The 23,499-nt window shown below is 36.7% G+C and carries 17 protein-coding genes; 15 read left to right on the forward strand and 2 right to left on the reverse strand.

The window, feature by feature from the left end; all coding sequences use genetic code 11:
• Positions 1-185 precede the first annotated feature (185 nt).
• From FAY30_RS04275 to FAY30_RS04305, 6 genes are all read left to right on the forward strand, one after another.
• Complete coding sequence (locus tag FAY30_RS04275; protein WP_223820886.1) at positions 186-389, forward strand: superinfection immunity protein; 204 nt, start codon at positions 186-188, stop codon at positions 387-389.
• Between the two features lie 911 nt (positions 390-1,300).
• On the forward strand, positions 1,301-2,899 hold the full coding sequence (locus tag FAY30_RS04285) for a competence protein CoiA family protein (protein ID WP_149868720.1): 1,599 nt from the start codon (positions 1,301-1,303) through the stop codon (positions 2,897-2,899).
• A 218-nt stretch (positions 2,900-3,117) separates the two neighbouring features.
• Positions 3,118-5,052 (forward strand): hypothetical protein, encoded by a 1,935-nt coding sequence (locus FAY30_RS04290; RefSeq protein ID WP_190284812.1) that lies wholly within the window; start codon positions 3,118-3,120, stop codon positions 5,050-5,052.
• The gene (locus FAY30_RS28025; protein ID WP_223820972.1) at positions 5,027-5,101 is read left to right on the forward strand and encodes an SEC-C metal-binding domain-containing protein; all 75 of its coding nucleotides are present in this window, start codon (positions 5,027-5,029) and stop codon (positions 5,099-5,101) included. The genes FAY30_RS04290 and FAY30_RS28025 overlap by 26 nt, the downstream gene beginning before the upstream one ends.
• 223 nt (positions 5,102-5,324) lie before the next feature.
• The gene (locus FAY30_RS28030; protein ID WP_149868722.1) at positions 5,325-5,567 is read left to right on the forward strand and encodes a transposase family protein; all 243 of its coding nucleotides are present in this window, start codon (positions 5,325-5,327) and stop codon (positions 5,565-5,567) included.
• A 204-nt stretch (positions 5,568-5,771) separates the two neighbouring features.
• Positions 5,772-8,585, forward strand: coding sequence for a DEAD/DEAH box helicase (locus tag FAY30_RS04305; protein ID WP_149868723.1), 2,814 nt, complete (start codon positions 5,772-5,774; stop codon positions 8,583-8,585).
• A gap of 19 nt (positions 8,586-8,604) precedes the next feature.
• Here the strand turns inward: FAY30_RS04305 and FAY30_RS04310 are convergent, their stop codons facing one another.
• Entirely contained in the window at positions 8,605-9,003 is a 399-nt protein-coding gene (locus FAY30_RS04310; RefSeq protein ID WP_149868724.1) for a (deoxy)nucleoside triphosphate pyrophosphohydrolase, read from the reverse strand.
• Positions 9,004-9,359: 356 nt separating this feature from the next.
• Between FAY30_RS04310 and FAY30_RS04315 the strand changes: the two genes are divergently transcribed.
• The 8 genes from FAY30_RS04315 (at position 9,360) to FAY30_RS04350 (ending at position 19,508) form a co-directional block, all read left to right on the forward strand.
• Complete coding sequence (locus FAY30_RS04315; protein ID WP_149868725.1) at positions 9,360-10,607, forward strand: TerD family protein; 1,248 nt, start codon at positions 9,360-9,362, stop codon at positions 10,605-10,607.
• A 343-nt stretch (positions 10,608-10,950) separates the two neighbouring features.
• On the forward strand, positions 10,951-12,261 hold the full coding sequence (locus FAY30_RS04320) for a helix-turn-helix domain-containing protein (protein WP_149868726.1): 1,311 nt from the start codon (positions 10,951-10,953) through the stop codon (positions 12,259-12,261).
• A 200-nt stretch (positions 12,262-12,461) separates the two neighbouring features.
• The gene (locus tag FAY30_RS04325) at positions 12,462-13,694 is read left to right on the forward strand and encodes an MFS transporter (RefSeq protein WP_149868727.1); all 1,233 of its coding nucleotides are present in this window, start codon (positions 12,462-12,464) and stop codon (positions 13,692-13,694) included.
• Positions 13,678-15,093 (forward strand): M20 family metallopeptidase, encoded by a 1,416-nt coding sequence (locus FAY30_RS04330; RefSeq protein ID WP_149868728.1) that lies wholly within the window; start codon positions 13,678-13,680, stop codon positions 15,091-15,093. Before FAY30_RS04325 ends, FAY30_RS04330 begins: the two co-directional genes overlap by 17 nt.
• A 62-nt stretch (positions 15,094-15,155) precedes the next feature.
• Positions 15,156-16,085 (forward strand): glutaminase A, encoded by a 930-nt coding sequence (gene glsA, locus FAY30_RS04335; RefSeq protein ID WP_223820887.1) that lies wholly within the window; start codon positions 15,156-15,158, stop codon positions 16,083-16,085.
• Positions 16,086-16,727: 642 nt separating this feature from the next.
• The gene (locus FAY30_RS04340) at positions 16,728-17,288 is read left to right on the forward strand and encodes a DUF4240 domain-containing protein (RefSeq protein WP_149868729.1); all 561 of its coding nucleotides are present in this window, start codon (positions 16,728-16,730) and stop codon (positions 17,286-17,288) included.
• A 112-nt stretch (positions 17,289-17,400) separates the two neighbouring features.
• A complete protein-coding gene (gene eis, locus FAY30_RS04345) occupies positions 17,401-18,576 on the forward strand; it encodes a GNAT family N-acetyltransferase (protein ID WP_149868730.1) in 1,176 nt (391 codons plus the stop codon).
• A 155-nt stretch (positions 18,577-18,731) separates the two neighbouring features.
• Entirely contained in the window at positions 18,732-19,508 is a 777-nt protein-coding gene (locus FAY30_RS04350; protein WP_149868731.1) for an SDR family NAD(P)-dependent oxidoreductase, read from the forward strand.
• Positions 19,509-19,616: 108 nt separating this feature from the next.
• Here the strand turns inward: FAY30_RS04350 and FAY30_RS04355 are convergent, their stop codons facing one another.
• Positions 19,617-21,323 (reverse strand): sigma-54 interaction domain-containing protein, encoded by a 1,707-nt coding sequence (locus FAY30_RS04355; protein WP_149868732.1) that lies wholly within the window; start codon positions 21,321-21,323, stop codon positions 19,617-19,619.
• A gap of 342 nt (positions 21,324-21,665) precedes the next feature.
• On the opposite strand from FAY30_RS04355, the gene hutU reads away from it, so the two are divergent.
• Positions 21,666-23,387 (forward strand): N-tau-methylurocanate hydratase, encoded by a 1,722-nt coding sequence (hutU, locus tag FAY30_RS04360; RefSeq protein WP_149868733.1) that lies wholly within the window; start codon positions 21,666-21,668, stop codon positions 23,385-23,387.
• Positions 23,388-23,499: the final 112 nt, after the last annotated feature.

Here is a 23,499-nt window from a genome sequence, read left to right on the forward strand (position 1 = left end):
AATAGATTTCATTGAATTGGCTTTAAGAATTAATTGCTACAATTCATTTCTGTTTGTTTAAAAGTAGTACAGAATATTCGTCTTCTTTTGGCATATCACAAATAGATAGAAGTATACCATATTAAAGACATTAGAATTTATTTAGTTATTAGAAAATAAAAAATGAAAATAAAGGAGAGATCAACTTGGATGGATCAAGTAGTTTAGGGATAATTTTTTTAATAGTATTAATTGGGTATTTCCTTCCGTTTTTAGTTGCAATGTTAAGAAAAAAGTCCAATGTGTTAGCAATTTTTTTCTTGAATTTATTAACTGGGTGGACTGGAATTGGTTGGTTGGCAGCTTTTATTTGGGCTTTGACAAAGGATCATAAGGTAATCGTTCATTAAGAAGTACCATGATTTTGATATAAAAAATCAATTTTAGAAAATTTTGATTGGTTTATTGCATTGGCTCCAAGAAACTTCTGAATCTGCCATGACTGTTTCTAATTACTGAAATTTTGTAGTTGGTGCCTACCCCTCGGTGTATTAGAATTAACGCAGTGAGGTTAGGCACTATTTTCAATTTAAAAAGGAAGATCATCATCATCAATGTTAACCAACTGCTTCGGCCACTTTACTTTTGTCTCCTCTGTCTCATCATTATTAATAATTTCACCACATTGACCACAGCTGATAAACGTATCATTTAAATGAAATCCGACATACCCGTGCGTGCATTCCTGTATGTCCCATATCGTTTCCAAATCGACTTTGAAGGTGTAATTACATTTTTTGCAATAAAACTCTACACTTCCGAAATCTTCTTTTTGTCTCTTTTTGGATTTCTTCTCCTGCTTTTGTCCCGTTTTTCATACTCCATAACATTAGTTATTTAGGTGCAAGATATTCATGTTATCTCTATTTATTATAATTCTACCAATATCTTTTTTGCAGCTTCTTTACCTCTTGTGTTCCGTGGTGAAATAAAAATAGAAACCAGAGCAACTTGCTGCTTGTTGCAGTAAAAAATATCATTCGCAAAAGAAATCCTGATAGCTGCGCCATTTTTGGAGTATTTTTGAGATAATATTTCAGTTTTTTTATGTGAAAAGATATTTGTATTGCTGTAAACATAGTAATCTTCAACAAATGCATTTTTTCCTATTGATTTTAATGCACTTTCAAGTTGAACATACAGGTGTTTTTAGTAATTATAGTGCTGTAAATAAATTTCAAGAATAGGAATTATAGCCTAATTATTAGTAATATATATATAATATAGGTATGGGAATTTCTTGAAAAGGTGTGTGAGGTTAGTGGATGAGGCACTATTACACGGGGACATCATAAATATAGAAACAAAGAGGCTAGGTCTTGAAGCGCAAAATATAAATAGAAAAGAGATCATAAATCAGTTAAATAATCGATACCGGGCACTTTCAAAGAAAAGGGCATTTACCTGCCGTTGCTGCAATGAACCTGTCAATATTAATTTTACTAAGGGAGAGGGCAGGCCCTTTTATTTTAAGCACTATGATGGAAAAAGGTGCTCTTATTCAGAAAACAGTAAAACCTATGAAACACAGGTATCCTTAAACCAAGATAAGAAAAAGAAGGACCTTGGACTAACTGTCTTTAAAGAAATACTTGAAGGGCAGTTAAAACCTATAGGTGTAGTAATTGAACGAGGCTTTTTTTATAAAAAGAAGCTTTCGTTTATCCCCGACTTTATCGTACGCTTCCCTAATTCAAAGGAAGTATGGGCTATTGATTATTACACCTCAATAACAGAAGGCAGCTACGCCCAAAATATTGAAAAACGAATGAGTGCCTATGACAGGGAAGGCTTTAAAGCTTATTCATTTATTGATGATGTCTGGCTGGCAATTGACCCTGATACGAATAAGGGGACGCTGCTGACACCCGAGATGCAGGTAACCCAAAAGAATCAGGAAGATCAAGATTGGGACAAGCTTTTAAATGAAGGTATCCCCTCGGAGTTTCAACAAATTATTTATGAATTGGCTGACCTTCCATTTCCTGTTGACGCAAGAAGCATCGCTTATGTTAATATTGATAGCCGTAAATGTAAAATAGTTAGATTTGCTGAGGTCAATAGGAATAACCGTAATGTAACCTTCCTTAACCTATCAGAACCGACGATTCCTTTGGAACAAGCCTTAACCCTAAATACGAAGCTAGCCGAATTTCTTCTACAAAGTGATAATGAAGAAGTGCTAAGACGTGCTTTCCTTGATGAAATTTTGGACAAGAAGGGGGAGGCAGAACGAGTAGAAAGGGCACAAAGAGAGGTATTGGGAAAAATAAATCGGAGGGAAGATGAACTGGAAGCAGTTTTAAATATCTTAAGGTTGGAAGCGCAAGAACACGGTGAATCGATAACAAATTTAAAACAAATACATGTTGGTGATGAACAAATAAAGCGGGAAATGGTCCAGCGTGCCAAGGAAGCAAGACAGCGACCTATTTATATGACACCTGAGCAGTGGGAATGGTATAAAAAAACAGGCAGAAGGTACCCATCAAGAGAAACGGGTGTAATTCGGAGCCGGTTGAATTCAACTATAATTCAAGAAGATAATGAGTATGTAAAACAACAAAGAAAGAGATTCAAAGATAAGTTACTAACATACCCAATCAAGGGCGATCAGTTTATTGACGGTCTACCATCACAGTGGCGTGCATTTATATTAAAATGGATCAATACACACCAGGAAGGGGAAAGTTTAATAGTTTCCATGGCGGAGCTATTACGTGATATGAAGGCTGGCGGAATAATCTTTAATCAAAAAGATTACTATATCGAGAATTTACTAAAAGAATTTTTGTTATTTTACCAGCGAGGATTGAAGCGGGAGATGAAAAAGAAGGTAAATATTATTTTTGTTGATTGAAATGATACCAAGGATAATAAATACTTTGAAATGTAATGTTTCTATTTATGATATGGTGAACCTTACAATAAGTAAATGAGGTTTTTTGGCAAAGAAGTTATTTGCTAATAGGAACAGAATAATGACGTAAAAGAACCACCCCCGATTCGACTTTGGAATTCAAAAGAGAAGGCAACATAGGAGTTTGTAAAAGAATATTAAAGAAAGAAGAGGGAAGTATGGTAAAAAAAAGATATAGAGGTGTGGAGTACTACAAAGGGCCAGATTTGGCAAAAGGATATATGCTAGATAAGGCTAAAGAAGTTTATGAGGAGTTGGCGATAGGTCATGCAATAGAGAATATCAATGAAGCTTTAGAATTATATAATATTATCAAGTATATGAAGGAAGACACGTTTCTATTATATCTTGGAGAAGATAAAGAGGAATGGCTTAAAGAAAAAAATGGTATAGCTAATTCGTCAGTAGGTAAATATATCAATCAGCATTCAGACATATTAGCCGAATATGAAGAGGTTGATTTCAGATACAGGGAGTCATTTTGGGAAATAGTAGAAAAAAGGAAATTGAGTGATATTACAGAAAGCAGATTCAAGATGTTTCTTGATACGCTTGATGTATTTGCGTGGCAAATATTTAAGCAATATAAACTAGTGATGAAATATGATGTGGAATTAAGAGAATATATGCTAATTTATCCAGAAGGAAGTACAAATTTACTTTTGGATAAATATCTCTTAAAGCATATGAGCGAACGTGAGAAATCCTATTTGCCACCATCATTAACTATAGAAGATAAAGAGCAGATTATTAGTGCCTATCTAGATTTCGATAAGCCTAATTTGAATTACACCAGGCTTCTTAGTAATGTACAGAATACGAAAGAGTTTGCTCTTGATGCTAGAGTTAAACTGAAAGCAAAAAGAGTAAGCGAAAGACTTGAAAGTGAACTCTTTAAAGATGGTAGTGGGCATGGAACGGATATAGTAGTCGAGTTCAAAGAAAATGTAGAGGGTACTGTAAAGCAACATTTCACATTAAGTAAAGTTGGAACAGAAGTTGATAAAGAATGGTTAGAATTAAATCTTGATAACCCAACATTATTGAACAACTTTATATACATATTCAAGTTCGTAAATAATAATATGGTCTCTGAATTTCCATATAATGAAATATATGCAAGTGTTTTTGAAAGATTTGGTTTTGCTCATGAGAAAGAATACAAGACCTGTACAGCTTTCTCAATGAGAGAATCTTTATCCTTAGCACAAATGCATGTTTATTGTTCATTTTTAAGGAGTAAAAACAAAGATTTAGAAGCAATAATTGAATGGTTCTTCAATGTTTATCTAAAAGAGGAATTCTATATTGAAGACTTCAACATAAAGCTACCACCTACAGATAATCCAAATTTTGAAAAGTGCAAATCTATATTTCCAACTATTGAAAGCATAATCAAGAAGTATAGGTTTTATTTAGAGGATGGTTACATTGATGAAGAGCTTGTACAAATGGAAAGCAAGCCTTTACCATTTTCTGAATGCCCAAGCATGACAAATGACAGATACGTGTACATAGCGCCAGATAATGATGAGGCTAGAATATTGAGAAATATTATGTTTTCTGACCAAAGTAATATTACTTATTTCCCGAATTATGGTGATAGTCAATATAATACGCTCATTGAAAGGTTGGATGCTGATAAGCTGTATTTACATGACATAGAGGATTATCAAAAATCTTCTTTAGATTGGCTTGTTGAACATGATTATGTAACGGTAAACGACGATAATGAAATATTGTTGGTCAACAGGAATCGAACACTTATATATTATTATATCCATATAAACGGTGTGGTTGTAACTAGTAAGCTATCTGATAGTCTAAAGAAAGAAGTTGATAAGCTATTGAATGAAGGAGCTTTAGTTGCTGAAAATACATTATTAACAAGGCAAGAATCCGATTATATAGATTACTATCTGAATAAAAGCAATTTTATTAATGGATATGACTTGAGGAACAAGTATCTACATGGTACATCTTCTGGCCATAATAATGAAAATGAGCATTATGTGAATTATCTGCATGCTCTTAGATTATTAATAACGATTATGATAAAGATAAATGATGATCTTTGCACAGCGAAGGTTTAAAACAGGGAGAAACAAACCATGCCCTTGTGACAGTGGTAAAAAATTATAAGCGTCAAGTTAAATTGAGTTCTTTCCAACATTAGTTGATAATTCTTTCTAGTGGGGTGCTTAGGCATGTATAATCAAGAAAAAGAGGAAGAATTGGAGCCAAGAATGAATTGATTCAGCTTCTCTACCCACATTTGGAATACGATTCTCATGAAATAACGGACCATGCTGTGACGATTCATGTGTCGTCAAACCGTCATGAAGTTTCCTAACCCTATTGTGGTGTGAGTCCGTCCAGCGTCCACTCCACCTATCCGAAAAGCTTTCAAGATTTGCCCATGCAGGGAAACAAGGTCATGATTCACTTGAATAATCGGAAATTATTTTGTAAGAATCCAACTTGTAGCCACAAAACTTTCACAGAACGTGTGGTGTCCATGCACTGCAGTTCCGTGACGGCTTCGAAAGTCTTGAGCAGGAGCACAGCCAATATTAGTAAAAGTACCCTTTTAAAAAAAATGCATTAATAAAAACGGCACTTAGATTAGTCACGGAGAACCATATCATAAATAATAAATAGGTAAGCTATTTTCATCAAACAGACTCGAAAAAACTCAACCCTCTATTTAATAAAATAGAGGATCTTTTTATTTCCCCCCAACTATAGTACAATTTTACATATCCAATAAATAACAATAAAGAGATTTAATGCTATAGGTAGGGGAAAACCAATGGAAGCAGTAGAAAAAAAACTAATCGTTAATTCCGACAAGGGGAATTTATTAAGAGAATTAGTTAAATCAATGAACGAGTGTGTGCGGTTTTATTTTAGTGTCGCTTTTATTAATTTCAGTGGCTTGCAGCTGCTTCTTGATCCTTTAAAGGAAGCAGAGCAAAAAGGAATTCAAGGTAAAATCATCACGTCAACCTATCTCAATTTTACCGATGCCAAGGCATTGGAGAAAATTAAAGAGTTTCAAAATGTCGACCTGAAGGTCTTTGTTACTGATAAAGAAATTGGCTTTCATACGAAGGCATACATATTTGAGTATCAGGATAGCTATAAGGTCATTATCGGCTCGTCTAATATTACCCAAAGTGCGCTGAAAAGTAATATTGAATGGAACGTCGAAATTATTACCAAAGAACATGGCCGCTTTATTCAGGATGTTTTAAAGGAATACGATGGGCTCTGGGACATGAGCACAGAAGCCGATCAGGCATTTATTAGTAGATATGAAGAGTTCCTGAAGAGTCTAAAAAATACGCAAAAAACTCATCAATTAATATATGAAAATAAGCAATATATTGTCCAAAATCGGATGCAGAAACGAGCAACCGAGAACCTTGAGAGACTGAGAAGTTACGGGGAGAAAAAGGCATTGGTCATTGCCGCAACTGGGACAGGGAAAACCTATATGTCGGCCTTTGATGTAAAAAACGTAAAGCCAAGGCGACTCCTGTTCATCGTCCATCGCGAAGAGATTCTCAAAAAAGCGAAGGATACCTTTGAGATGCTGTTACCTAATGACGGTTTCACGTTTGGCTTGTTGACAGGGAACCATAAGCAGAAGCATGTGGATTATGTATTTGCCACGATCCAAACCATCTCGAAGTGTTTTCATGAATTTGAAAGAGATGAATTTGATTATCTAATTATCGATGAGGCCCATCATGCTACAAGTCTAACCTATCAGACCGTATTAGAATATTTTGAGCCTCAGTTTACCTTAGGGATGACAGCCACTCCTGAACGAAGTGACGGATATAATGTCTTTGATCTGTTCGATAATAATGTGGCTTTGGAGGTTCGCTTACACGAAGCCTTAGAGGACGAGCTTGTGATCCCCTTTCATTATTTTGGAATCACCGATATTGATGGCGTCGATTTAAGTGATGTGGATATAGATGATATCACTGAAATTACCAAACGTCTAAAGGTCAATGAACGGGTTGATTTTATTATTGAAAAAATGGATTTCTACGGTCATGATGGTGAGAAAAGAAAGGGCCTCGGTTTTTGCGTCAGTATTGAACATGCTCAATATATGGCAAGTGAGTTTAATAAAAAGGGCTATAAAAGCATCTGTTTATATGGAGATGATGTACCGGATATCCGGGAGCAATATATTAAACGATTAGAAGATGACCAGGACGAGTTAGAGTTCATTTTCACCCGAGATATTTTTAATGAAGGGGTCGACATTCCTTCTATTAATACAGTATTAATGCTGCGACCAACCAACTCACCGATTATCTTTATTCAACAACTCGGAAGAGGATTACGGAAGCATGCGGATAAGAGTTTTTTAACGGTGCTCGACTTTATTGGAAACCATCAGAAAACCTTCCTCATTGCATTGGCGTTAAATGGGAGTCGCTATTATGACAAAGAAAGCCTAAAGGTAGCGGTGGCAACGGGATTCTCTAATATTCCTGGTTGTACCCATATCCAAATGGATAAGATCTCACAGGATAGAATTTTGGAGCAAATTGATAAGGAAAACTTCAATTCGATGAAGTATCTGAAGGAAGAGTATGGCGAATTTAAAAAGCTGAATCAAGGTAGGATTCCCTATTTGTTATTGGATTACCTGAAATATGATGGTGCTCCAGATCCTGTTAAGTTTATTAATCGAGAGAAAACATACGTATCCTTTGTGGCCAAGGTCGAGAAAGATGAGTATTTAAAGGAACTTTTACTAAATGAAGCCTTTGAGGCAGTGATGAAGGAATTATCAAGCAAGCTGCCGCTTAAGCGGATTTATGAGTTTGTTATCCTGCGTTATTTGCTAGAGCATGAAGAGATTAATCAAGAAATGGCCAAGGAGCAAATACTAAAAATGATTGATCATGTCGATGACGATAGTATTTTACATGCATTTGAGTGTCTAAATCAAAACTACTATGATAGTGGCCAACTGAAGAATAAACCAAAATTAGTCCAATATAGTAATGGTATTCTGACGAAGACGGATAGCCTTATAAAGCTATTAGAAAATGAGGAATACCGTAAATTTATTGATGACATTATCACTTATGGTATTTTCCGATACGAGAAGGATTTTAAAAGAGAATACTACGGTGTCCCACATTTCAAATTGTATGAGCAATATCAAATGATCGACGCAGCGTTGCTGTCGAACTATCGGAAGATCCATAGTTCCTTTAGAGGATCTGGATTATTAGCGAATGGCAATGAATATTTTCTCTTTATTGATTTGCATAAAGAGGAAGACGTAAAGGAAAGTATCAACTACAAAGATAAATTTATTAATACCCATGAATTCCAATGGCAATCTGTTAATAATACGACGCAACAATCTGAACGAGGGAAAAATATCATTTTTAATCAGCTGCGTGGGATTCATCTTCATTTGTTTATTCGAAAGTACAAAGAATTGGATGGCAAGACGGAGCCTTATATTTATATTGGAAAAGGAAATTCTGTTGAATTTGAAGGGGACAAGCCGATTACGGTCCAAATGGAATTAGAGAATGAGGTTCCGGCAAATTTATATACGGAGTTTACAGAAAAAGTGTAGTCTTCTCATTTCGAGAAGACTATTTTTCTTGAATTAATTGCTCAACTGCTGGAATATCCGCCGGCGCCCACTTAAGTGATTCTAAATTTTCTCTTTTCAACCAGATTAGCTTAGAATGCTCACTCGCAGTAGGGGTTCCTTCGACAACTCTGCACTTAATCGAGATTAAATTAATAATAAAGGTTTCGTATTCATGCGTATTATCATTGAATACTTCTTTGGTAGTTTCGACCGTACAATCTAACTCCTCAGAAATTTCTCTTTCTAGCGCGGTGAAAATGTCCTCGTTTGCTTCCACTTTACCACCGGGAAACTCCCACTGATTTGGAATTGACATTTCAGGAGATCTAAGGGCGCACAGGATTTCATTATTTTCATTTTCAATAATTGCAGCGACTACTTTAACAAGCTTTTTCATGATGGCCTCCTAAAAGGTGATTACTCGTCATTATGATATCATCTTTTACGTGAAAATTCTTCTTAACATGTTCGGCTGGTTTTATATTGGAAAAAAACTGCTACTGTTCTATCATAAAGGGGAGAGCTGAAAATATTTGGATGTAGTAAATAGATAAAAGATAGATAGGAATGAATGATCTAAATGGAAAAAGGGAGTGGAAGACCGTGAACAAAAATGACTTTTGGAATCCATTGTATTTTGTTTAATTAACATATTCTGATATTAGCAATTACAAAAGACCTTAAGAAGATTTTGTAGTAATTCATATAAGATTGTAAGACAATAAATGGATAGAGAAGCAGGGAGTGGTTTAAATGAATCAATTTCTTCAGATGGGAGCCAATATAGTTTTAAGTTCTCCAAAGGGTAATGTTACTGTTAGTTACGAAATTTCTAATTCGATCGATATTTCCTTAACAGCTTTCCTTTTAACTGATTCAGACAAGGTACAAGGAGATAGCGGGATTATATTTTATAATCAACCAGAGAGCTCTTCTGGCGTGGCTACCCTTTTACCAGCTGAGATAGCAGGTAATACAAAAGTACATAAATTAAATTTTGACATGAGTAAGGTCCCTGCAGGTATTATGAAAATAGCGATCACTCTTACAGAGGATAATAGCACGGGATTTTCAAATGTAAAGAATTTAAAGGCTGAGATATGTACCGATCATCAGATTATCGAGTTAACCCCAACTAGTTTCAAAAATGAAAATGGAATTGTTGTATTGGAATTATATTTAAGGAATGGTCAGACAAAGGTAAAATCGATTTGGCGCGGTTTTGATTCTGGGCTTGAGGGGCTGTGTAAAAATTACGGTGTTGAGGTTGAATCTGATGAGCAGAGCAAGCCGTCCGAGCCTAAAACGATTCAAACACAAACCCCAAAAGAACCTGATAAGACTCTACCTGTTCCTGAAAATAAAAATAGTCAAAATACGTTGTCACCGATCAGTCTGGAAAAGGTCAAGGGTAAGGTAAGCCTCGAAAAAGGTCAAAAGTCAGTTATCATTGAAAAAACACCCGAAATTACTGCTACGGTATCTTGGAAATCTGGGACAGATTACGATATTTATGCTTTGGTTTATACGAAAAATGGTAAGCAGATAGATGTAGCCATGTTTGGAGCGAAAGGAACTCCTCCTCTCAGGAGTTTCGGCAACGGAGCAGTGGAACATATGGGGGATGTTGGGAGAAATAATCACTCAACGAAGACAGAAGTAATTAAATTAAGGTTAAATGATGATATTCTCGCAGTTGTTCCTGTAGTGTATTCTGCTCAGTCAAATGGAACAGGCTCATTCTACAGATACCAAGTGTCCATGAGTATAGATAATCATAATGGAACCTCCGTTACCATATCTGCCAAAAATGCAAATAACAATGATCGAATTTATTCCTGTGTGCCCGGAATACTTCATAATACGCCAGATGGAGTGATTATAAGTCCGTTGGAGCTTTATAGTGCACCGAACTCAGAGCGTAGACCTAAACTTAGGACGGGTTCTTCGAATATGGTAGAAGTGATAATGGACAAAGGACCAATAAATGATTACAAGTAGACTGAAAAATGATATAAAATTTGAAAATAAAATTGCTAGCCAGATTGACCTTTAGTCATTATATGTCATGCCTAGCTGCAGTTTTAATTTGCGATATGGATGTTATATTAATAATGCGTTTAAAACGCACGCGTGTGTTTTAAATGCATTATTATTTTTTTATCAGGTTATATTTTGAACCACGACCTTTTCTATCCTCATTTATTCTAGATTGTCAAGCAAACTAAAGAAGAGGCCGTTGACCAATAATAATCAACGACCATCACCTACTTTATTGGTACGAAAGTAGAGTTATGATTAATAAAAGAACTCATCTAAGTAAATTGGGAAGTGAGAATTAACTATGTATAAGGTTGGTATTGTAGGACCAAAACGATCTGTTGAGAGAATTTTACAATATGCAAAAGAATTTGAATCCAATCTATCATTTGTCGGATATTTTTATAATATTGTAAACGAAACAACAGATATACTTGAAAAGCATCATAGTAATGTCGACTTTTGGCTATTTTCAGGCTATATTCCCTATAAGATTGCACAACAATCGAAGTGTTTTTCAAAGGATAGAATGGAGTACATTTTTATTACAGGGGATATGTTTCATCGCGGTGTATTAGAAATAAGCCATGAAATAGGTAAGTTAGCGAAAAACGTTAGTATCGATGTATTACATGTTCCAGAGGAAAGTTTTTTTGATGAAATAATAGATTTAGATAAAATTTTAGATCAAGTATATATTAAACGATTTACTGCCAAAACATCTATCGATGAAATTATTGAACATCATGCAACACTTTGGAATGAACAAAAGATAGATAGTGTCATTACGGTATATCCGTCAGTAGAAGAAAAATTAAAGGAAATGGGAATACCTGTTTGTTTGGTTAGTCCACATACCCAGGCTATTTATCACGCGCTTCAGCTATTTAGCGAAAAAATCCAAACATTTTATTACAAGGAAACGCAAACAACTGCTTTAGTTGTTCAAATTAGAAACTTTGATTATATAAAAATGGCGAATCAAAATGGCTATGGAATCCATTTTTTGCAGCTAAATATGAAAAATATCGTTTTGCAAGTATGCGAAAGTATTGATGGATACCTAATTGAAGAAAGTAATGGGCGCTTTGTTATTTTTAGTTCGCGGGGCATTGTTGAACGAAATATTCATGCGATATTTGAAATGATTGATAGTTTAACTGCTAAGACTGAACAGCCGGTAGGTGTTGGTATTGGCCATGCCTCTACGGTTTATTATGCAGAAAATTATGCGCATCATGCATTGCAACATTTATTAGAGAAGGGAACGAAGGGTATTGTTATAATGGAGGATGATGGGGCAATAACAGAAATTGTCCAAGGTTCATCTCAAATTTCGTATACAAGTCGTGTTCAAGATAAGGAGTTAATTGAACGACTGCAAGAGACGTCTATCAGTGGAAAAATGTTTGCAAAAATCGAGGCCATTCTGAACGGGTTAAAAATTGAGGAATTTAGTGCAAAAATGTTAGCAAAAGAATTAAACATGACAGAACGGAATGCGCAGCGAATAGTTTCTGAATTGGTGAGAGTTGAACTTATTGAATATTGTGGGGAGGAAAATCGCAGTTCAAGGGGCCGCCCTGCTAAATTATATAAATTATACAAGAACTAGTGCGAAAAGGCATTTCCTATTTTTATTGATAGAAAATGCCTTTTCTTTTAATTGTATCAGCCTTTTATACCAAGACCAAATTCCAAAACTATTTTCCAATTTTCTGAAACCTCAAAAAACTCATTGCTAGCCTCCAAAATTCGATATATAATTTACGTATATTTAACGAAAATATCGTTAAAGGAGGAGAGGGTCATTTTATGGCAGAAAATATTCTTGAGAAAAAAGTTCGTAAAACACTAGTAACATTACTATTCTTAGGTTGGGCGTTAGGTAATCTAGACCGTTACTTAATCAATTATGCGGTTGTGCATATTGGTGAGGACCTTTCCCTAACAGCTACTCAAACAGGTTTGATTTTAAGTTCATTCTTCCTAGGATATGCCTTAATGCAATTACCTGGGGGGATTTTGGCTGATAAATTTGGGGCAAAACGGATTTTATTAATAGCGGTGATTGTATGGTCCATCTTTACAGGTTTAACAGCTGTTGCATGGACATTAGGTATTTTAGTGTTCATTCGTTTCCTATTCGGAATTGGTGAAGGCGGTTTCCAACCTTCAGCTTCAAAAGTCATTTCATCATCGTTTCCTGAAAATGAACGAAGTAAAGTAATGTCTATCATGCTTTCTTCCGGAGGGATTATGGCGATGCTTGTGCCAATTATATCAGCTGCATTATTAGTAACAATTGGTTGGCGCGCATTCTTTGTAATTGCTGGTTTATTGGGAGTTATTATTGCATTCCTATATTGGAAGTATGTACCGAAGGATAAAGTAGCACATCAATCCGTACAAGGGCCACAAGTAAAAAGGATATTAGGGATTTTATTTAAAATACCATTAATGTGGAGTTTAGTTATAGCTTACTTTACTATTTATGCGGTGAACTGGGGTTTAAATTCTTGGATGCCAAAATATTTGTCAGATGTACGTGGGCTTGATTTAGTTTCCATTGGCTGGCTACAAATGATTCCCGGTGCCATTCAGATTATTGCAATGATAGCATTCGGTTACCTAATCGATAAATTGGATTTGAAAGTGAATAAATTTATTGGTGCTATATGTGCACTTGTTTTAGCTGGATTCCTATTTTTAATGTTTAATGCAGAATCGATTACATTATTTATCACATACCAAAGTGTCGTAACATTGTTATTGACTTTTGTGCTATTGTTATTACCATCATTTGTATTAAAGAGAATTCCTTCAGATTATGCAGGAACAGCTATGGGTATGGCAAACACTGGGGGGCAATTGGCGGGATTTGTTACGCCTGCATTAATAGGATTCATGGTCGATTCGTTCAATGGTTCTTATAATGCTGCTATGTGGCTGTTAGTGGTGATTTCAATTATTTGTGTAGGTGCGATTTTAACAATCTCCCCAAAAAATCAAGCTAATAAGGAGGTTGAACATGAGAGCATTGCATAATTCATTATTTAGTGTAAGCGATTTCCTTCGAGAAAAAAAGACAACATTTACAACAATCAGTGATAAAATCTGGGCAAAACCAGAATTGCATTTTAAAGAAAAATATGCGGTTTCAGTAATGGAGGAAGCATTAAAAGCAGAAGGGTTTGCAGTTGAAAAAAATGTAGCAAATCTTGAAACTGCGATTATGGGTAGCTTTGGTAGTGGTGCAACTGTTATTGCATTTTTAGGTGAGTATGATGCCCTGCCATTTTTAAGTCAAGAAGGCGGGAAGGCGGAATTTTCTCCAATTGAAGAGAATGGGAATGGGCACGGCTGCGGACACAATTTACTTGGCGCAGGTGGATTTGCAGCAGCAGTAGCAGCGAAAGAATATGTTGAAAAAACAAATGCACCGTTCACTATTCGTTTTTATGGTTGTCCAGCGGAAGAAAACGGATCAGGTAAAGCATACATGGCAAAGCATGGAGTGTTTGATGATGTAGATATGGCTATTACTTGGCATCCAATGTCAAACAATACAACGTGGAATATAACGTCACTAACGAACTATGCAGCGACTTTTAAATTTACAGGAAAGAGTGCTCATGCGGCTGCTGCCCCTCATCTGGGGCGAAGTGCTTTAGATGCAGTGGAGTTAATGAATGTTGGTGTAAACTACCTGCGTGAACATATTATCCAAGAGGCACGCATCCATTATGCAGTAACTCATAGTGGTGGAACATCTCCAAATGTAGTTCAGCCCTATGCAGAGGTTTCTTATTTAATTCGTGCACCAAAGAAACAGCAAGTAGTGGATATCCATAAGCGAGTTCAAAAAATTGCTCAAGGTGCGGCCTTAATGACAGAAACAACATTTGAGGAGCATTTTGATGGGGCAGCATCAGATTTAATTCCAAATACAACGCTTGCAAAAGTGATGCAGCAGCAATTTGATGAGGCCCCAGCGCTTCAATTTAGTGAAGAGGACTTTACCTTTGCTGAGCAAATTTATCAATCATTGGATGATGAAAGTAAGGCTTCGGCTAATATGAATTTGTCTTCTGAACAAAAGGAATTAATAGGAAACAAGCGTCTATGCGAGCTTGTATTGCCATTATCACCAGAGATAATGCTGTATGGTTCGACGGATGTTGCAGATGTCAGCTGGAAGACACCAACAGTACAATGTACAACAGCTTGTTTTGTACTTGGTACACCACTCCATACCTGGCAAGCAGTAGCTGTAGGTAATACGCCAATTGGTCATAAGGGAATGCTTTATGCGGCAGATATTATGGCTCGTACTGCAATTTCTTGTATGGAAAATCCAACAATTATTGAAGAAGCAAAACAAGAGTTAAAGACACGTTTGAAAGGTGAGAAGTACGTGTCACTAATTCCAGAAAAAATAAAGTAATCGAAAAAGAGATGTTACCATTATTGGTTCATCTCTTTCGTGCCGTAGGGAGAGGTATGCGGATGTTAATGGAAATCACAAATGAAGCCAAAACATATATAAAGAAAGGAAAACCTGCATCTTACATTCCAGTATTAGCGCTTCAATCTGTAGAGAAATTTGCTGCATGTATAATTGACCAAAATGGAAATTCCTTTGAGGCTGGTAATATTGATGCACAATTTACGCTGCAAAGCATTTCAAAGGTAATTAACTTTATGGTTGCCTGTGAATATCACGGATTACAATTTGTGCTTGATAAGGTAGATGTAGAACCAACAGGAGATCCCTTTAATTCGATTATTCGTCTAGAAAGTACGGCACCGGGTAAACCATTTAATCCGATGATTAATGCAGGTGCTATTACTGTTGCCTCAATGTTACCTGGGGAAACAGTAAAGGATCGAATAGCATATGTTGCAGACTTTTTAAGTCGTATTACAGGTAGTTCTCATCAAATAAATAAAGCAGTTTATCGTTCCGAAATAGAAACAACCTATCGAAACCGGGCAATCGCTTATTATTTAAAAGCAAATGATTATTTACTTTGTGATGTAGAGGAAGCGATAGAGGCTTATATTCGTTTATGCTCACTTGAGGTTTCTGCAAAAGACCTTGCAAAGATAGGGCTTATGCTTGCAGGGAATGGCGTGCATCCATTAACAAACGAAAAGTTTATAACACCTAAAACAGCAAAAGTAACAAAAGCTTTAATGACAACTTGTGGACTTTATAATGCCTCAGGGAAGTATGCTGCTTCTATTGGTATTCCAATGAAAAGTGGTGTATCAGGTGGTGTTTTATGTACGGTATCGCAGGGTAAAGTAGAGTACCTTGAGGGAAAATTAGGTATTGGTGTCTATAATCCGGGAATCGACGACATAGGTAACAGTGTTGCTGGCATGAAATTTATTGAAAAACTTTCGCAGACTTATGATTTAAGTATTTTTTAAAAGGTAAATACGCCAAATGGGGCTATTATAAGTCCGTTGGAGCTTTATATAAAGTTTGGAAATAAAATTGCTAGACAGGTGGACATTTAATCATTATATGTCATGTCTAGCTTCTTTTTTTTATCGGAGATTTAGTGCCTGATCCCCAGTGCAGTAAATGATGAAATGCATATTGATAGCCCATTCTTAATAGAATCTTTTATTATCTTTTATGATGAAATAATGGGTATGGGTATAAAGAAGATTTCATTAGTAACTACATTAAAAGGGACTGAATATAAAATTCAAATTCATTGCATTCATTTTGTATTAAACAGATAGACAGTTCGCTTGAAAGGTTTACCGTTTGGTTGGAAATGATTGTAGGATTAAGGTTCAAAAAATATTGAAAGATTTGAAGATTGGTTTCCCTTTCAGAAAGGCTTGTAATCGAACGCCAACATAAATAGTTGTTGTCTAATACTCCAATAATACAGACTTCACTATCCGAAAATAAAAATGAAATTAGCTCCGTATTACACCCTTTCACATGTTAATTGGGTTTATTTTCTGTTAACAGGAAAATAGGGACAAGTTTGCAGGAAAGTGGATGAAAAAGGCGAATGTAAAAGGAGGATTAGAAGCGAAGATGGAGGTATTCAGATGAATCAAAATGAATTTTGGAAATTAATCGAAGAATCCAAGGGATATGAGGAAGGACAGGCGAAATGGCTGACAGATATATTGAGTAAGAAAACGGAAAACGAAATATTGGATTATGAGTTTATCCTCGAAAGTTATTTGAATGAAAGTTATCAATCACGACTTTGGGGAGCTGCTTATGTAATAATGGGTGGGTGTTCTGATGATTCTTTTGATTACTTTCGGGGCTGGCTGATCTCGCAGGGAAGAGAAGTTTATCAACAAACAATTGAGAATCCTGAGTTCTTAGCTGCCTATATTTCCGATGAAAATCTTGGTGAAGAAGGGGTTCCTGAATTTGAAGATTTCCTGACTATTGGCTTTGATGCCTATACGTTGAAAAAAGGTGGAGACACAGAGGAATGGGATGGGGATTTATTTAATGAAATGCAAGATTTACTAGCTGACAAAGGATTAAAGATTAACAAAGATATCGAATTTAATTGGGAAGACGAAGATGATTTAGCTGAGATGTTTCCGGCACTATGGGAGCGGTTTGGAGAAGAACCATTGGGTTATTAGAATGGAAAATATGCCTGACCCCCATTACGCTCGGGTCAGCAAATTGCCATCCTATTTGATACCACGGGCAAATAAAAAAAATAAATGTAGTTGGCAAAGGAGATGGGGCTAAATGTTGGTTACTGAAGTGAGAGAAGATGAATACTTAGAATCTGTAAAACTGTCAATGTATGCATTTCAATATAAGGTTGCGGATTCTGACTTACCTGCTAGAAAAGAAATGGTGAAAAACCATAAAATTTTAGGAATATGGGATGAGGACATTCTGGCTGCCAAACTTCATATTATTCCATTACACGTTCATATGAAGGACGAGGTTTGGAAAATGGGTGGAATTGCAGGTGTCGCTACATACCCGGAATATCGGCGAAACGGTTATGTAAAAACGCTTATGCTGGATTCTTTGAAGCAGATGCGTGAAAATGCGCAAATCGTATCGCTTTTACATCCATTTGATATCTCTTTTTATCGGAGATTTGGCTGGGAAATATTTAGTGAGCAGAAAAAAATAACGATTGAAAATAAGGACCTGAAGTTTCTCGAAAGCCAGCAAGGTGTTATAAAAAGATATTCAAAAGAAACCCATAAGGAGGAAATTGAAAAGATCTACCAACAATTTAGCGTTCAACATACCGGAATGCTAAAACGCGAGACCAATTGGTGGAAACATCATGTATATGATGAAGATTCGCACCTTGCAGTCTATTATAATTCCGAAAATGAGGCTAAGGGGTATATTCGTTATGGTGTGAAGGAACGAAAAATGAATGTGCAGGAGATGGTTGCCCTAGACCAGGAAGCAAGAGTCGGTCTATGGAATTTTATTTGTCAGCATGACTCCATGGTTGAAACCGTGACGATTACTCTTGCCAGTCAGGATCCGTTTCCTTATTTTCTGCCGCAGCCTAAAGTGAAAACAGAGGTAACCCCTTATTTTATGGCAAGGGTCGTTGATGCTGAAGAATGTTTACGGAGATTTCCTTTTAAATCCGGAAATGAGCCACTATTCCTTCATCTAGAAGATTCACATGCCCCTTGGAATAATGGAAGCTATTTAATTGGAAATGGCGAAATAAAGGTATTTAAAGAAAAAACTGCCGGCCAATGTGTTCATCCTCCTAAAAAAGGGATTCGCTTAAATATCAATTCCCTTTCTGCTATTCTTTTTGGATATAAAAAACCGATGGAGCTTTTTGAAATGGGGTACTTGAAAGGATCGGAGATGGAGATCGAGCTATTCGAAAAAATGATCCCATCTATGAAATCATCATTTTTTGATTTCTTTTAATTCATCTATCCTCATGTCAAAATCATACTTCATTGAAACGGATAAAGAAGAGGATGTTGGTTTAAACCTTTAAACAGTCACTAGTAGTGTTTGAAAAAGGCTTAGGAAAATAATAAACTTAAATTATCTGAAAAAGAGGTGAGAGGAGATCGCAAATGTCTAAATTAGCTGGAAAAGTCGCCGTGATTACTGGCGGTGCAGGCGGGATTGGCAAGGAAACCGCTGAATTATTTTTAAGAGAAGGTGCAAAGGTAGTTTTAGTAGGCAGGTCCGAAGAATCCCTTCAACAAACAAGGGTTGAACTGGAATCATATGGTGAGGTTATTGCCGTAACCGCAGATGTTTCCAAAGAAGCGGATACCATTCATTATGTTAAAACGGCCGTGGATCACTTTGGCAAGATTGATATCTTTTTCAATAATGCAGGCATTGAAGGGAGGATTGCCCCTTTAATTGAACAAACTGTCGAGGAATTTGATGAAGTAATGAATATTAATGTCCGCGGTGTCTTTTTGGGATTAAAGCATGTGCTGCCCGTCATGATGGAACAAGGCAGCGGGAGCATTATCAATACCGCGTCAGATGCAAGCTGGATGGGGTATCCGACCTTATCACCGTACGTAGCATCCAAACATGCTGTTGTAGGTCTGACAAAAACAGCCGCTTTGGAAGCAGCCAGTAAAAACGTCCGGGTGAACTCCATTCATCCGACAAGTGTCAATACAAGAATGATGCGGTCCATCGAGGAAAGAACGTATCCCAATCGTCCGGAACAAGCCAAAGAAGAATATACACAAATTATTCCTTTCGGAAGATACGCCGAGCCAATTGAAATCGCCAAATTGGTGCTATTTCTTGCTTCGGATGACAGCTCCTTTATTAGCGGCAGCCAGTATCGAATTGACGGCGGATTGTCGGCTAATTCCAATTAAAAAGTTGGGGGCGTGCTCCCATCTTCACTTAAACAAAAAACAGAACCTTACTAATCTTCCTTTAGCAGGGTTCTGTTTTTAAGCATGTTTCCGGTCGATTCAATTTGTTCAAGGTTTAACCAAACCATGCTTTTTAATATGATACTGTAAGCTTTGCCTTGTGATTCCTAATGTTTTAGCAGCCTTCGAGATGTTCCAGGCAGTTTCATCCAACGTCTTTTGGATATAATGAACTTGTGAGTTGGAAAAAATTGATTTTAATGGATTCCTTTTTAGTTCCTTTTGTTTACTAACAGTAACGGACTGATTCGAAATTATTTTTTTCTTCATATAGGCAGGAAGATGCTCTATATCAATGGTCTCGTCTGAGTCACTTGCACGAATGATCAAATTTTCGATTAAATGCTCGAGTTCTCTCGTGTTGCCGGGCCATTGATATTGAAGGAGCAATGAAAGCAATTCCTGAGAAAGGTCTGGAACAGATTTGTTAAATTTTTTTCGATATTTGTTAAGAAAATAATGAATGAAAAAGTGAATATCTTCTGTTCGTTCCCGCAATGGCGTAATATAGAGACTAGTGTGGGCGAGCCTGTAAAACAAGTCCAGGCGCATTTTTCCACATTCGATTAACTTTTCAGGATCTTCGTTGGATGCACTAATAATGGTACATTCAACCTGTGTAACCTCGTTTGACCCAACCCTTCGGACTAGCCGTTCCTGTAAAACACGTATTAATTTAGATTGTAACGTAATGGGCATAGAGTTTATTTCGTCAAGAAAAAGAGTTCCTTTCTTGGCATATTCGAATAGCCCTATCTGGTTAGTCGCCCCTGTAAACGCTCCTTTCACTGTCCCGAATAACGTGCTCTCTAGAAGGGTTTCAGGGATCGCAGCACAGTTAATGGCAACGAACGGGCTATCTGCTCTTAGACTGTGATTATGCATACTTTGAGCAAATAATTCTTTTCCTGTTCCTGTTTCTCCGACAATTAACACGTCAGTATTATGTATAGCAATATTTTCAGCTTCATGAATTAAGTTTTTTAATGCCATACTTTTTCCTTTTATATCATCAAAAGAAAAAGTAGTGCCATTCTTGTGAGGTCGATGATTCGGGTCCTCATGCTCCACCTGCCTTTTTAATTCTATCGTTTGATGGAGCCAATTCTTGAGATTTGATTCATTCGTACTTAGGGAAAAAACGGCTATCGTTTCCCCGTCCCTTTGGATCGGGTAGGTACTATAATTGACATACTTCGGTACACCATTCACTGTTGAATGTGCCCGATATCTGGAGAAAATGGGTTTCCCTGTTTTAAAAGTATGTTTATGTTCGGAATATTGCGGGTTATAATTGTATGCTTCCCAGAGAGGTTTTCCGATAATTTCTCTGCTGTCTAAACTCTCTAGTTTTTCCTGGGCGTCATTATAAAGAACAATCTTTCCAATATGATCACTCATCATTACGCCTTCCCTGAGGGTATCCACAATTTTTTCGAGGCAATATAGTCTAGTTTTCTGATTTGTTGTGAGATTGATGGGATCTTCGATACAAATAATGGTATAGTCCAAATCGGCAGCAAATTTTTTTACCTTAATATCCAGCTTTCTATTGTTAACAGTGATGGAAAATGTTTCATTTCCTATTAACTGTTCCTCGGTGTAAGGGATAATTTCGAGTAAATGATCGCCATCGGTGATATCTAAGGGAATAACTGAATCAACGTCATACCAAAGTATTTCAAATCCGTCATTTAACACAATTACTCCATCTACAAAACTTCTTATCATTGAACCGATAGATGCTGCAAACAAGTTTCATTCCCCCTTTTAGTAACCTATTCAGAATATAACATGTATTGCAAACATTTAAAATAATCTGCATGCAAATTTTATCTGCAGTAATAAAAATGAAATCGTTTACAAGTAGAGTGCAATAATTGTGTGAGTGACAGATAAATGATGCAAAAAACATCTGCAGTAAATTTTGTATATTTTACCAGAATACCTTAATAGGATGCATAGATTAGTTCATTAATAACGTGAATTTTAGGCAAGGAATGAAAAATTCATATTATTCAACCGGCTTGGCACGATACTTGCAATAAATAAAAACGAGAACACCCACACTACTTTCATTACTAGGAGGAAATAGTTATGTCAAAACCAGAGATCTTATATTCCGTTAAAGCACAAAGAGGACCAGAGCTGCGTTGTAAGGGCTGGAGACAAGAGTCCATCTTGCGGATGCTTGAAAATAATATGGAAAATGCGGAGAAGCCTGAAGAACTAGTCATTTATGGCGGTATCGGTAAAGCTGCCCGTAACTGGGAGTCTTACCATGCGATTGTAAAATCGTTAAAGGAACTTGAAGATGATGAAACACTAGTTGTTCAATCGGGTATGCCTGTTGCAGTTTTCAAAACCCATAAATATGCGCCAACAGTTGTAATGGCAACAACCAATATTATGAAAGCTGACTGGCCGACTTTTTATGACTTGCAAGATAAGAACTTAACGATGTATGCCAACTATACAGCCGCTCCGTGGGAATATATTGGAACTCAAGGTGTAATTCAAGGGACATTTGAAACGCTTTCTGCGATTGCCCGCTTACATTATGATGATTCACTTGTTGGGAAAATTCTCTTAACAGCCGGTGCGGGCGGTATGGGCGGTAACCAGACAAGAGCGATGACCATGCACGGCGGTGTAGCCATCCTTTGTGACTCTAATGTGGAAATCATTAAGCGCCGAATTGAAAAGAAATTTATTGATGTGTTAGTCGATTCATTAGATGAAGCCATTGCCTTGGCAAAAGAATATGCGGCTGCCGGAAAGCCATTAGGGATTGCTGTTGTCGGAAATGCAGCTGATATTTTTGAAGAAGTTCTGCAAAAAGGATTCCTTCCAGATATTACAACGTCAATGACACCAGCTCATGACCCAATTTCGTATCTTCCATCAGGATATACAGTTGAAGAAGCTGAGGAACTGCGCGATACCAACAGAGACCTTTACTTAGAAAAAGCACGTGCAACAATGATTCGTGAACTAAAAGCACTTATTAAGTTCTTAGACCTTGGAGTTAAGTCATTTGAGTATGGCACAAGTATTCGTAAAGAGTGTATTGATGCAGGTATGGATGAAAAAGAGGCCAGACGTCTTCCAGGCTTCGTCGCAGAATACATTCGTCCTCTCTTCTGTGAAGGCCGTGGACCTTTCCGCTGGATTTGCCTATCTGGTGAGGAAGAAGATTTAAGAAAAATTGATGATATGATTTTAGAAAAATTCAGTGATGACCTGCTTGTAACACGCTGGATCAAGCTTGCAAAAGATCATATTCCAATTGAAGCATTACCTGCACGTATTTGTTATATGGGCTTTGGGCAGCGTAAAAAGTTTGCGTTAGAAGTAAATGATATGATTAGACGCGGAGAGCTTGCCGGTCCAGTTGCTTTCTCTCGTGACAATCTTGACTCCGGTTCTATTGTGAATCCGACATTCGAATCGGAAAATATGAAAGACGGGGGTGACCTTATCTCTGACTGGCCGGTATTAAATGGTCTATTGAATGCTGTTGGAATGTGTGATTTGATTGCCCTGCAAGCCAACTATTCAATGGGTGAAGCCGTTCATACTGGTGTGACGATGATTGCCGATGGAACTGCTGAATCGGATATGAGACTTGAAGTCGCCATGACTGTTGACTCTGGAATCGGTGTAATCCGCCATGCTCAAGCAGGCTATGAAACGGCTCGGGACGTTGCCAACGGGAAAGGGAAACTTACAGACGAAAGCATTAAGGTTCCATTATGGTGGTCACCAAAAGCAACATTTGGTCCAAAAGATTTAGAAAAAGAAAATGTGAAGGCTTAAAAAAGTCAAAATTTTTATTCTTAAACCAAAAGAATGAGCAGGGATCCTTAAAAGGGTCTCTGCTTAAACTACCAACCTCTAAAACCCTGTAACATTCATTGAAAAAATCTTT

Origin of the sequence: Bacillus sp. S3, from assembly GCF_005154805.1 — a bacterium.
Classification (GTDB): domain Bacteria; phylum Bacillota; class Bacilli; order Bacillales; family Cytobacillaceae; genus Neobacillus.